Annotated in this window: 9 protein-coding genes and 1 pseudogene; 5 read left to right on the top strand and 5 right to left on the bottom strand. The window is 43.5% G+C overall.

Features of this window, described 5'->3' with window-relative positions; all coding sequences use genetic code 11:
- Nucleotides 1–68: 68 nt before the first annotated feature.
- Nucleotides 69–484, bottom strand: a pseudogene (locus DM818_RS15175) (IS5/IS1182 family transposase); the annotation flags it as partial.
- A 229-nt stretch (nucleotides 485–713) separates the two neighbouring features.
- On the opposite strand from DM818_RS15175, the gene DM818_RS08655 reads away from it, so the two are divergent.
- From DM818_RS08655 to DM818_RS08635, 5 genes are read left to right on the top strand one after another with little or no spacing between them, the layout of a single operon-like run.
- Nucleotides 714–1,520 (top strand): glycosyltransferase, encoded by an 807-nt coding sequence (locus DM818_RS08655; protein WP_153952568.1) that lies wholly within the window; start codon nucleotides 714–716, stop codon nucleotides 1,518–1,520.
- Nucleotides 1,521–1,570: 50 nt separating this feature from the next.
- Nucleotides 1,571–2,470 (top strand): hypothetical protein, encoded by a 900-nt coding sequence (locus tag DM818_RS08650; RefSeq protein ID WP_153952567.1) that lies wholly within the window; start codon nucleotides 1,571–1,573, stop codon nucleotides 2,468–2,470.
- A gap of 3 nt (nucleotides 2,471–2,473) precedes the next feature.
- A complete protein-coding gene (locus DM818_RS08645; RefSeq protein WP_153952566.1) occupies nucleotides 2,474–3,646 on the top strand; it encodes a glycosyltransferase family 4 protein in 1,173 nt (390 codons plus the stop codon).
- A 31-nt stretch (nucleotides 3,647–3,677) separates the two neighbouring features.
- Nucleotides 3,678–4,601 carry a hypothetical protein gene (locus DM818_RS08640; RefSeq protein WP_153952565.1) on the top strand — a complete coding sequence of 308 codons (924 nt, stop codon included), beginning with the start codon at nucleotides 3,678–3,680 and terminating at the stop codon, nucleotides 4,599–4,601.
- Nucleotides 4,602–4,604: 3 nt separating this feature from the next.
- On the top strand, nucleotides 4,605–5,822 hold the full coding sequence (locus DM818_RS08635) for a glycosyltransferase family 4 protein (RefSeq protein WP_153952564.1): 1,218 nt from the start codon (nucleotides 4,605–4,607) through the stop codon (nucleotides 5,820–5,822).
- A 697-nt stretch (nucleotides 5,823–6,519) separates the two neighbouring features.
- On the opposite strand, the gene DM818_RS08630 is transcribed toward DM818_RS08635, so the two are convergent.
- The 4 genes from DM818_RS08630 to DM818_RS08610 all read right to left on the bottom strand — a co-directional run bounded on the left by DM818_RS08630 (nucleotide 6,520) and on the right by DM818_RS08610 (nucleotide 12,877).
- Nucleotides 6,520–7,599: a hypothetical protein gene (locus DM818_RS08630; RefSeq protein WP_153952563.1), complete on the bottom strand. Its 1,080-nt coding sequence runs from the start codon at nucleotides 7,597–7,599 to the stop codon at nucleotides 6,520–6,522.
- Nucleotides 7,600–9,978: 2,379 nt separating this feature from the next.
- The gene (locus DM818_RS15380; protein ID WP_394351343.1) at nucleotides 9,979–10,686 is read right to left on the bottom strand and encodes an O-antigen ligase family protein; all 708 of its coding nucleotides are present in this window, start codon (nucleotides 10,684–10,686) and stop codon (nucleotides 9,979–9,981) included.
- Nucleotides 10,687–11,152: 466 nt separating this feature from the next.
- On the bottom strand, nucleotides 11,153–12,007 hold the full coding sequence (locus tag DM818_RS08615; protein ID WP_153952561.1) for a hypothetical protein: 855 nt from the start codon (nucleotides 12,005–12,007) through the stop codon (nucleotides 11,153–11,155).
- A 27-nt stretch (nucleotides 12,008–12,034) separates the two neighbouring features.
- Nucleotides 12,035–12,877 (bottom strand): FkbM family methyltransferase, encoded by an 843-nt coding sequence (locus DM818_RS08610; protein ID WP_153952560.1) that lies wholly within the window; start codon nucleotides 12,875–12,877, stop codon nucleotides 12,035–12,037.
- Nucleotides 12,878–13,178: the final 301 nt, after the last annotated feature.

Below are 13,178 nucleotides of genomic sequence, written 5' to 3'. Positions count from 1 at the left end.
TATTTATGCGTAGGATAGTAGTGACGTACTCACTCCTCCTTGCAGTGCTGTGTTCCGAGTGGTTGCGGTATAGGGCGTATACTTGTTCCGGCTCGTTTCATGTAGCGTTTCGAAGCATAACAGCGGTCAAACCTAATGTAGCAACTCCAACTACGCCGCTCGCCGGAGGCAGCGTCACTAAGAGAGTCAATATGATACGATACACAGCCATATCAAGACGGTTGAACGGCTTACAAAACGTTGATGACGTAGGAATCTCGGTTAACTTGGGAACACGACGGAAACGTGATACTTCGGTTAATTCATTAGCCCGGCCACGGTAAGTCGTGTTCTTCTGAAGTTTGAGACATAACAGAACAACGTGCTGGGGAACTGTATAGCGGTGTTTGGAAAATTTTGAGTGGTATCGAGTGACCGGTGGACGCACCAGATGGATTGCCTTCTCAGTAAACTGGAGAATCTGCGACTTCGGGAAGGCATTCATTTCGTCGAACCACAATCAGAATATATGATTTCACAAGGATTTCAACAGAGCAACTAATCGCTGTTGTTGGCTGAACGGTTTCGTTTAAATCTAGGACATCTGACGTTATGATAACCAGAATCCAGATAGACAACAGTCAAATCAGCTCTCGACCATCGATTCATTTATAAATCGGTGCTGAGTCAATTGCGATAATGGGCCGTTGGAGTCAGAACGGAGGACGAGATTAATGGGCGAAATCTCTGTTTTATTCCCTGTAGCCGCTACGAGCGATCCAAGTGATTTGAATCGAGCACATCGAAGCATCACTGAGCAAACGTCACCACCGGCGGAAATCGTTTTGGTAACCAATCAGTCGCTGACAGAAGATACTGAAACGGCGATTAATGATTTGGTCAATACACACTCTATTAGCCGGCACGAACACTTTCCTGACGCCAAAGGATTAGGAGGAGTACTTCAAGCTGGTCTCAAGGGATGTTTAATGCCTTTTGTTGCACGAATGGATGCTGATGACATTTCCGAACCGGAGCGATTTACACACCAGTTAAATGTTCTGAAAGAAACTAATGCACATATCGTTGGCTCGCATCTCGCTGAATTCCGCGATGATCCCGAACCTCCAGAACGAACACGCAAGGTTCCTACATCTCATAATGAAATCGCCGAGTGGATGCCGTGGCGATGTCCTGTGAATCATCCGACTGTGATGTTTGATCGTGAAGCGGTTCTCGACGCGGGCGGGTATCGTGATTTCCCGTTGATGGAGGACTGGGATTTATGGGCGCGAGGTCTTGCCGCTGGACTTCAGTTCCGCAATCTTAATCAAACACTCGTCCGAGCAAATGTAAACAACCTTGTTGATCGCCGAGAGGGGCTAAATTATGCAATGGCCGAGATTCAAATGGCGTGGAAACTACGAAAACTTGGTGTTGCTTCGCCCCGTGATACGTTGCAGCATCTCTGTCTTCGCGTGCCTCCGAGGCTTCTGCCATCATATATAGGAAAAAGAATTTACGATATATTTGCACGATGATCAGGAACCGTATAAGCGAAGAGCGCTAATGAATAAAGCAATCATAGAATATGAACCTGAAAGATATTAAAAAAGGACTGACGGATCCTACGGCTTTGCTCCGGGAAGTAAATAAGTTGTACTATACGAGAGGTCGACACCGTTCGTATTACCCTGAGGGAACAGATATTTTCTCTTATGAAGACTGGGATAATTTGATTATTCTTGATGCCTGCCGGTATGATGTATTTGAGAAGCAAATCTCTCTGTCGGGTACGCTGGAGAAAAGGCAGTCAAGAGGAGGCATGTCGTCAGAGTTTGTTCGTGCCAACTTCTCAAATAAGGTTTTATACGACACAGTATATATTTCAGCTAATGAGTGGTTCGCTAAACTTCGTGATGAAATTAATTCGGAAGTACACCGGTTTATCAACCTTCAAGCAGACCACCTTGATTTAGCTGACATGTCTGTTCGCCCAGAAACAGTAACCCAGCAAGCATTGCAGGTCGCTGAGAACTTCCCAAACAAGCGGCTTATCGTCCATTATATGCAACCACATCAACCCTATATTGGCCCAACTGGTAAAGAACATTTTGCGGTCAGTCCAGGATTAATTGAGACATTAAGAAGGAGTGAAGAGGCCACAGACGAATTACTTTGGCGGGCTTATCGTGAAAACTTAGAATTGGTTCTTGAACACGTTGAACAATTAGTTGACGTGTTAAATGGTAAAACAGTCATCACTTCTGATCATGGGGAGCTCCTTGGAGAACGAATATTGCCAATACCACTAAAAACATATGGTCATTTCGATGGTATTTATGTAGATGAGCTGATTGATGTGCCGTGGTTCACATGCGATTTTACGGAAAGAAAGAGTATCAAGCGCGAAGAGCCAGACATAGAGGAAGTAAAACAAGGAGGAGAATCAGTTGACGACCGACTGCGTCAATTAGGATATAAAGTATAGAATATGGAAGAGACACCTAATCTAACATATTTCATTAGCGGCCTCGAAACAGGCGGGGCAGAAGTCGGAATGGCTCGATTACTAAGTGGACTTTCTCCAGAAGCATTTGATATCACCATCGTCGCATTGTACGGGGGTGATAAAACTATACTCCCCAGTATCCCTAATCATGTTAAGGTAATAGATCTTGATATTGAAAATAAACACCGGATTGATAAACTATTACCGATTACATCGATTCTTCGAGACACCGATATCTTGGTAGGATCTATCTATCATGCAGAAATCATTTCGCGGTTATTCGGAGCTATTTTTGGGGTAGACACAGTTTTGAACTGGTCTCATAACACCGAATTCAAGACAGAGCTTCGTCGCCTAGTTGACAAAGTTACTATCGGTCAATGTGATGGGATTCTCGCTGACTCGAAAGCAGTTTATTCAATGTTGATCGAAAAACAAGGACTGGATCGTGATAGGATTTGGACAGTCCCTATAGCTGGTCTTTCGATTGAGAAATATACGTGCCCCTCGATGCCATTGAAAAGGCTCAATGAATCGGTTGTCGGTGGTAGTAAACTTAACGAGGTTTCTGAGAATGCCATTATTATAGGGACGGTCGGGAATCTTATACGTCCAAAGAACCATGACGCAATTATTGAGGTTGCTGAACGATTCTCTGATAAAAATGTTCATTTGGCAATTGCTGGGGATGGCCCTCGACGACAGGAATTAACCGAGATCATAAGTGACCGCAGCCTGACCAACGTTTCTCTCCTCGGCCATGTTAACTCAGTTCCAGATTTTCTTTCTACTGTCGACATATATTTTCAACCATCACATTATGAAGGATTATGCATTACTGTTATAGAAGCTATGGCGGCTGGCAAGCCTATTGTTGCTAGTAATGTTGGTGAAATAACTATCAATGTCGAACATGGGGAACAAGGATTTGTGACCACCCCAGATGATATCGATGGATTTGAACACCATCTTCAACAGCTCATAGATAGTGCTGATTTACGAGGACAAATGGGTCGATCAGCTCATGAGAGAGTCCGTAATAAGTACTCTAACGAGGCACTAGTTGATGCATTTTGCGATGTCATTAATAATACATACTCCAATGATAATATCAGGGAACACACCCATGATCTTGAGAACTGTGATGCTAGTTAATATCGATACTGATCTTGAGCAAGAATAAAATATGTACAATTTTGAAATGATTAAACAGGGTTTAACGAATCCCCGCATGGCCGCCATCGAATTAAACAGTCTGTATTTTAGAGATTTTAACAAATCTAACCATAATAAAAATGGGTCAGATATATTCAACGAAGACTGGGACGTATTGATAATTCTTGATGCATGTAGATATGATATGTTTCGCAATAATAATACAATCTCCGGAAATTTAGAATACAGGATTTCTCAGGGTTCAAATACGCCAGAATATTTAGAGGCGAATATTGGCGGTAAATGTCTACATGATACGGTTTACACCACAGCAAATCCCCAACTCCATCGAAATTGGAGTCGAATCAATCCAGACCTCCATGCTATAATTGATGTTTGGAAAGAATCTGGATGGGATAAAGAGACCGGTACTGTCTTACCAGAGACAATGACCGAATTTGCGATAGAATCGGTAGAGCAGTATCCGAATAAGCGACATATAATTCATTATATACAGCCACATTACCCATTCATCAGCAATACAACCAGGAGTGCGGAAAGCCATTTAGCCAATCCTGCTGCCTCTGGAGATAATATTTGGAAGCGGATCATGAGTGGAAGAGTGGATCCTGAGGAATATAAAATAGAATACTATTATAACCAGAATCTGAGAGAAGTGCTACCATATATTGAGCAACTTATAGATGATATTTCGGGGAAAATTGTAATTACCTCTGACCACGGAAACATGCTTGGTGAAAGAGGGTTCCCAATACCTGTGAAGATCTGGGGACATCCCCGCGGTATCTATGCAGACGAACTGGTTAAGATTCCTTGGCTTACTATCAAAAATGGATCACGTCCTGAGATAAAAGCAGAACCGCCAGACAGTGTATGCTCTGGTGTTGATAATAGTACCATCGGTGAGCGTCTAAAACAACTAGGGTATAAGTAACAGATGAAAATTGCATTTATTCATCCAAGCTGGCCAGGAGATGAAGGGACAGGAGCAACTCATAGCGCCACCCAAACCGTCCGTGGATTAGTAGAGCGCGGGCACGACGTAGTTGTTTTTTGCCCTACCGAGGTTCCTGACAGCGATGCTATTACGAATGGAGTAGAGACCCGGTATCTAGGAACAAGCTATCTACCCCAAGGAAATTTGGAACTGAATCATTTAATTAAGAAGCGTATGGACGAATTTTCTGCATTTGATATAGTACATAGCTATATAATGCCGACAATTCCTGCTCTAGAGTCAATATCTGTAAAAACAGAATCGAAGACAGTTGTAACTCTCAATGCTTACGGCGGAGTTTGTCCAAAAAACGATTTACTCTATTTAGGCGAGAAAAAATGCACTGAAAAATCGCCAGTAAAGTGCGTACAGTGTATCACGACAAGTAGCAACCGTCGAAATGGTAATTCATTCAAACGCGCCGCTAGTCTATTCGTCAACGATTACCTCGTTAGAAATGGGGAACGAAATATTGAGCAGATTGACGCATTTAGAGCTCCTTCTAGTCATGTTAAACAAAATTACGTCCAGTTTGGGTTCCCAGAGAATCGTATTAATGTGATACCACATATTCTTGACGAAGATTTCTTGATAGAACACCAGAGTAGGTTTAATCCACCATATCAGTTGTTGTACGTCGGTTCACTGGAACGTCACAAAGGCGTCGACCGTCTCATACCAATACTTGAGTACCTTCAGGACTCTGAGCGTTATTCCTTCGAATTAACTATCGTTGGAGACGGCGCTATGCGTGGTGAACTTATACAGAGTGTTCGTGAAGCAGAGCTTGATGATATCGTTACATTCGCCGGGTTCGTTTCCAACAAAGAATTGCCAGAGATATATTCTAGTCATGATATCTTTCTGTACCCTGGTCGGTGGGACGAACCACTTGCACGAGTGTACTTGGAAGCCCTTGCAACGGGCACACCTATTATCTCAACTGAATATGGGTCTATAAGCGATATCATTGGTGACGGGGGTGAAACAGCAAGTGGTGATACAGAGGAAATAGCGTTAACGATTGAGAATCTCATCGATTCTGGTTTACAACGATATTCAAATAGTGCTCAAACCCAAGCTAAAGAGTTTAAAGCTAGGAGAATTCTCCCGCGCATTGAGCAGATGTATAAAGATCTGCTTTCGAGAAAGACGTGAGGTTGTGTGTGCCTATCTCTTCTATTTTCGCCAGGATATTTCGAGATATTCATAGTAATTTCATCGTTGTTGCGTCCTAGGATTTCGTATGAGTATCAAATGAACACAACCGTTGGTACAGTGGTCGAACTAAATCAGCATCGCTTGGACCGTCATTTGCTGGGGTTATCGATAGCGTACTCAACTGCTCCAAACATCGTCTCCAGTTCGTGCTGGATCATGAGTTGAGTCGATCTCTCACTCGTTTTTTCAGAAACCGTAGTCGTCGTATATTCGCTTGGAGGCTTGGAAAGATCTACTCAAGTTGCTAACGTAAAGTTGCTGTACGGTTGTATTCAAGTAACAGAATAGAAGGCTGCCAGTCAAGTACCGCAAGACAGCAGCAGTATTCAGCTACAGTAGTACCTAGACTTTCAAAATAAAGCACATGGTATGGTGCTATATTACATCTTCAAGCTACTTCATGTGTCATACTACCGCCAGCGTTCAAGAAGCAGCGTCCAAATACTGGATATAGCGATACCTGACAGAGATTCTTTTTTGATTTTTAATATACATCTCTCGGCAAACTGAGAACACGCTACGAAGGCCGGGCTGGCAGGTTGTCTGCAGGGACGTTATAGAAATCCCCATCTGTTGCAGTAATAAGTCCTTCCACGATACTCCAAGAATAGTATCAGACATCAACAATTGAATGCTATCCTGTATATCCCAAATCTTGAAGCCGTTCCTGGACAGCTGTATTATCTTTTTCGTGGTTCGGGGAGTTTCTGGGTGGTTCGGAAACTACCTTTCGTCGGCGCTCATAGGGAATTTCTAACCACGGGACTTTGACAAGATTGGGAACGTGGAGAGAGTTGGGATGTGCGTAAATTCTCTGCATTCTTGAGAAAACAAACTCTCCTAAAAGATTCCCGTGATCAGAGGTGACAACCGATTTTCCTTCACATTTGTCAGCAATTTCTTGCACATGTGGGAGCACCAATTCAAGATTATTCTTATACCCTTTCCAGACGGCTTCGTAGCTAAGATCACCATCTTCCAACTTCTCCCATACTGTCTTGAGACCCTCGGTTTTTAGATCATGGTAGTCACCAGCAATACTGGACCCACGTTGTTCATCGATTTGTTTATTTTTTCCACCAATAAATGGATAATGTGGCTGCATAAAATGAATGAGAAGCCTCTTATTTGGATAACGCTTATTTGCATCTAGTGCAGCCTCAACAACTGACTGGGGATGAACCGTTCGAAGAGATTTATCCCAGTTAGTTTTCCAAACAGGGATGATATCGTAGAAACTTTCTCTAATATCTTTTTTTACGTGCTGTGGATTCGCTGTGATGTACACTGTATCATGGAAATTTTCCCCGACAATTGTTGTATCCAAAAATTCAGATGTCGATGAACCCGGGGAAATTCGATAAGAGAAATCCCCTGGAATCGTATTTGCTTCTTCGAAAAGGTCGTGGCGGCATGCATCTAGAATTAGCAGAAGATCCCAATCTTCCGCCATCATATCCGTGACACCATGATCAAACCGTTCATAATAGGCCTTTTTTAATCGTGAGTGTGTCATGATGTAAGTATTGATACCTTCTCGTGTGACAAACATCTGACATTTTTGCAAAAGTCCTAAGACTCCATCCTCTTCAAGAACTTCCTTAGCACGACTTAAACTCGGCATAGAATATTTTTTCGAGCTACATACATCAATATTCCGCTGACTATGTGATCCCGAATGGCTTCCATGGAATATAAAAGTCTCGTCGCTCATCAGTATAGGATTATTGACACGCATCCGTTTGGCCCAGAAAGATTTCGACACTCTTTGTTATCTCGCCTCTGAGCAGGTAGTAAATCAATGCAGATGACAATGGCGAGTGCAGCGGTAGTCTCTCTAACGGAAACCATCCTGTTTCACCTGGTTTAGCGAGTGTAGACATGAACTCCTCAGACGACCAAATTGAATCCTCATATGAAATTTTCTTATCATAAAAAGTGGGTTGGGAAGATTGGACGGGAAAATCAGCAACTCTGCAAAGAGAACAAGCATCTCAGAGCGAAGCTTTGTTATCACGAGAGGCCACTACACACCGTCTAGCCAGAAACGGTCTGACTCTAGAGAGTCACCTTTCCCGTCGAAGGATGCACTGAGTGGTCTCAATCGGTTGTGAGTCAGGAATCCCCTTGATGAGTCGTAGGCTAACGCTCTCCGACTCGTCGAACTGCTCACTCCAGTCAGGACAGTAGTCACCTGTGACCTCGGTTTCCTGATTCGGCTCAGGTGCAGGCCGCCGCTCAGGTTCGTGACCCGATTTCCGAGCTGGAATCCCAGCATCAGTGCGAGGGCCTTCGTCGTCTCCGTCCACCGCAATTATCATGAGTGCAACTTGTGTGGTACCGAGACAGTACTTCAGACCCCAACTGCCACGATAGGGAACAGTTTGGGGTAAATATCATCGCGCAGGCATCTCTTTCCCGGTATGACCATCGACCCCCTATCAAAAAATTGCCGACTGATTCCAGCAATTCTATGAAGTCGAACTATCGGGCGCGTCCGCGTGCTATGCGACCAAGCGTGCTACGCGCGCTGGTTGCTAGTATCAACAGTACGCATACAGGTACAACAAGCTGACGTGGTACATATTGAGGAGACGAGGATGAAACGTAGTGGAACCCAAGCGTGGCTCCAGACGTTTCGAACGGATGAACACACGCTATTTGTGATTCGAGAGAGTCGTAGTCGGGGGATTTCTGTGAAGACCTTGGCGAGGACTTCATACGAACGATTATGTGTGACCGGTGAAAATCATGTCCAGATTTTTTAATAATAATAATAATATCTAACGGTGTTTGTCACACACCATTTGAGAGGCTGCAGATGCGGCCGACAGGCGGGAAGAAGGTGAACCGATCTTCGTGCACTCAAGCAGTTGTACGTCGGTCTCCAAGCTCTCGGTTGGAGACTGACGTGGCACTACATGAGCGATTAGAAATACAGCGTGTAGCACGGTGAGAACCAGAGTCGCTGATTGAGCACTTAGTGACCAACGGACCAGTGGCAACACTACTCGGAAAGATCGAAATGGGGCTTAACGACTGGCTTACGCTGGTCGATAAACCAGTGGTCTCGCCAACGAACAACGCCACAAATAGTTCGCTATGTGAGCCGGTCGTCCTGCGAAAGATTATCGTGGTACTCTGAAATGACCACAGGGTGTTCGCTCATGAGACTCTCTTCTCCTTGCAGGCAACGTGGAGCCAGCAAGGACGCGATCCTTATCAGGAGCACAGGAGAATTATTCGGGCCAACAGCATAATTTCAAATACTCGCACTGTACCCGCTGTTGACTCTGCCTACTAAATGCATGCGTTGATATCACAGGGCAGTAGCGGGGAAGTCACAGAAGACTAGTTCCCCTTCAAACCTGAGCTACTAGATTCGGTGCCTCACAACATAGGACAATTGATACTGCCGCATTTTAGCATATTTTCACCGTGACATTGCTATCTTGTGGCTTTGGTGGCTTATATGGTCAGCTGATTGGCAAGATCTGTACAAGCTCATCTTCATCCCTATATGTGCTGTATCTGGCGATTCACGGTTGCAGCGACACTGGGGAACCACGATCTCCGCTTACTCGGAGGTTACACTTCTGTAATGGGTGAAGTTCATACGAGGAGGACAAACCACCCGTGTTCATTCTAGTTAATGCCGGAACCGATAACCGCTACATAATCCCGGCGAAAGACGCCGAATAGTGAATGATTCGACTATTTCGGGACGGTCGCCAGAAGGAGTCAGTCCCCGTCGATATTGATTATTTTTGCGCGTACGTACCGCTGGAAGGGAAAGGAGACGACACACATGACCACAAATACGTCGTCAACGGTGATAGCAAACATGTTGAGGACGAAGTCCACGTCAATACCTACGAGAGCGATATGTCACCCAACAAACATTAATCCTCGCCATATCGAGTCATATCAAAGGGCAAGTTGACACAGTATCTCACAGCGTTTCAATTACGCCGAGAGCTCTACTGGAAAGCAGCGAAAAAGGTAGTCAAAGACGCTATCGAAGCGATACTCTAAATACATACAGCAAATCACCAACTCAACGGCTTGGCGATCCATTCGCTAACTGGTCAGCCTACTGCGTTTTTGTCGTGCGTTCGACAGGATTATCCAAGGTGAGATCAACTACCATAATAGCAAATAGAATCCACATTGTGGGATAATGTAGCCAATCATTTGTTATCATTAGAATAAGATTCGTGATAAGGAAACTTAACCATAACAGATTAGACTTCGCCATTTTGAATAATGAAGTCAATACTAGTGTAAACAAGATAGCACCAATAATTCCCAATTGGTATAGAGCCCCTAGATATGTGCTCTCTGGTGGAACCTCATATCCAAGAATTGGTTCAGCAGCCGCGCGAAATCCACCATATCCAACACCGATGGTAGGCGAATTGGCAAATACCTGAAACCCCTCAGTCCAGATCACATACCTGGAACCAAAAGATAGGTTCACTACCTCTGAATAAATGCTGCTGATACGAATCCAGATCTCCTCAACAGGCAGAAAATAGAATAGAGGTAGGATTGACGCTATCGAGATTAAAAAAGCCATCTTCTTTGAGATTATGCTATACATATATATGCTGAAATAAATTACAACAAGGACAGAAGGGAGTAGAGCGACTATTGCTGTGCGTGACCCAGTCAAGAAAATTGCGGAAATTAGAATAATAACAGCACAGAAAACAAATATGAAGTGAGTATAAAAAGTGCGGTTATTGCTATGCAAGAATCTCAGTGATATAGGCACCCCAACCGCAAGAAAGAATCCCATTCTATTTGGGTTTTCTCCAAGGAATGAATATCTAGAGGCCTGCCATGGCGATTGGACAATATAATTGTATATTATACCAGCAGCGAACACTAGTGTTAAAGACAAGTATAGTATTAACAGGAGATCTACCTGATGCTTATGATTGATGCTATTCTGGATTGATACAATAAACAATATTGACGCAATCCATGGTAGTACGAAGTGAAAAGATCTGCTTATGCTTTCACTCCAAAAGGTGCTGGCAAGTGCAAGGCAAATAAATAATATCCCAAATATGTGGAAATATGTCAATTCTATCTCTCGTTCAATGGACAATTCTTTCAATGTCCAAACAAACAGTAGGGAGAGGAGAAATATATTGCCGTAGATATCAGGGGGTAAATGGTATCTGAGTGGGGTTAAAATGACCCCACTACACAGAAGCAGTAATGATAACACTTCGAGCGTTCGTGGTCTATCGGTAGCGTTAATCATTATTTTCTTTTCCTATCTCTTTACGCATATCTGTGCCCAAAACCGCATCTACTGCGTATGCACTTGCTCTTTTTAATGTATACCACAGTCCATATTCTGTAACGTAATTCTCTAAAGAGTAGCGGAGAGTTGGTCTATCATAAACGACAGTCGCAGGAGTGAAACGGAATGACCTTTCACGAAATACGCGAAGGCCTTTCGACTGATTCAACTCGGAAGATACCTTGTCGAGACCAGCAGGGTGACGTCCGTGTATTATTTTAGCTTCATCGGCCAACACTCCCCGGCGTGGAAAGCGAACGTTATAGCGCCTAGGAAGCGTATACCATTGAAGATCATCACACTCGTATAACGCCTTAGCAAAAGCGGGTTGATCCTCTGGTTGTTCTTGATCTTCTAGGATTTGATTATATATCTCGGACCATCGATTCAGGAAGTGTCGCACCTCTTGTGAGTCTCGGTACAATATCACACCACAATTGTACAAGTGCCATGGTTCCGGTAGCTCTGGGACGGGAGGTTGTTGTGGCACTCTTGTTATCGCAAGGTCAAATTTATCTAGTAATCCAAATAGTTCGCTCACATCATTGGCGATATATGTATCACTATCTAAATATAATGTTTGTTCGAAAGGACTCAAATCTGGCTTGATAGTTGAGTCAATCAACCAGTTTCTTCCTTCTACGACCTTCCGTTGGGCTTCATCTAATTCAATAACATAATCAAAAGTGGTCAGATCTTGATTTACCTCGGTAGTTGCAATTGCCGTATCAACCTCCGGCATATGGGTGTTCGCAGATTGTGCAGAATATATGGCTTCATCAACAAATTGCTCACCACTGACCATGTAGAGAATCCCACGATTTTTACTCATTTAATTTTTGAAGTAGTATATTGGACGGTTATATTTATATTCAATTGATTCTTCTCTTGGGTGGTTTTCGCACGAATCGCCAAGGAATTCACACTGTTCAAATCTCTTTTGGATAATTGACACAACGTCCCCAGTATCCGGTTTGAGCTTATCAGGATGGAGTTCTACAATCCCCTCAATGTGTGAAAAGTTCGCAGAGGATATATCTTTTAATATTTTTGCTTCACTCCCTTCTGCATCAATCTTAACAAACAAACTTTGAATATCTTTGGTGGCACAAAAGTCAGATAATGAGATAGTATTTTTTCGCGTTCTTTTTCCCTTGTTACTAGGGTTAGTTGAATGACTTTCTGATCCTTTAGAATCATCGGTATAGAATATTGTTTTGCCTGTGTGATCAGTGACAACCTCAGGTCGTATGTCTACTTGTATGTCATTAATGCTGAGAACATGGCTCAGCACAGAGCGATTATATTCATCTGGCTCAAATGCAAAGACCCGAGCTCCTGGATTTAATTGACTACCGATTACAGAATACGTGCCAAAATGGGCTCCAACATCTACAAAAGCATCTATGTTGTTGTCTGATGCTATGTATTTAAGATTCACCTGCTCTGCTTTTATTTCTTTATTTTTGATAATATTTCGGAACTTGTCAGCACTATCTGTTGTATAGGACATCTCATAACTCACCCCACTGTAGGAATATCTAACATTATTGTAGCCAGTTAGGACACGAGACTGGAAATATCTCCTGCGGCATTGGTTATACACGGGGGACAGTTTCTTCTTCACTGGTCTGGGGAGCACCTCTCTAGCAAATTGAATAGGGAGTTGAGCCATACTCCATCGTACTAAGCCATAGATATAGAGATTGCGGCTTAGCGGTAATACAGAATCGTTTTTATAGTGCGGTCGTGGAACTAGCAACGTCGTTTTCTCGATGGTGACTGCAAGTGTGACAGCTCTGTGGGGACAGAGACCAAGATAGATGCATGATTCAAGCCCAATTCCGCCATAGGTCCGATAGTTCAGACGGTATTCTGAGACTCACAGTCTGACTGTGTTTAGTGTGCCCGATACGGTTAGAGAACCGCATTTACGCGAAATGTGTCCCTTTGTGATCCAGAGTTCATCGAGGAGA

The organism is Halosegnis longus, from assembly GCF_009663395.1.
Classification (GTDB): Archaea; Halobacteriota; Halobacteria; order Halobacteriales; family Haloarculaceae; genus Halosegnis; species Halosegnis longus.
The sequence above is the reverse complement of the archived record's forward strand: the minus strand, read 5'-3'. Positions and strand labels throughout refer to the sequence as shown.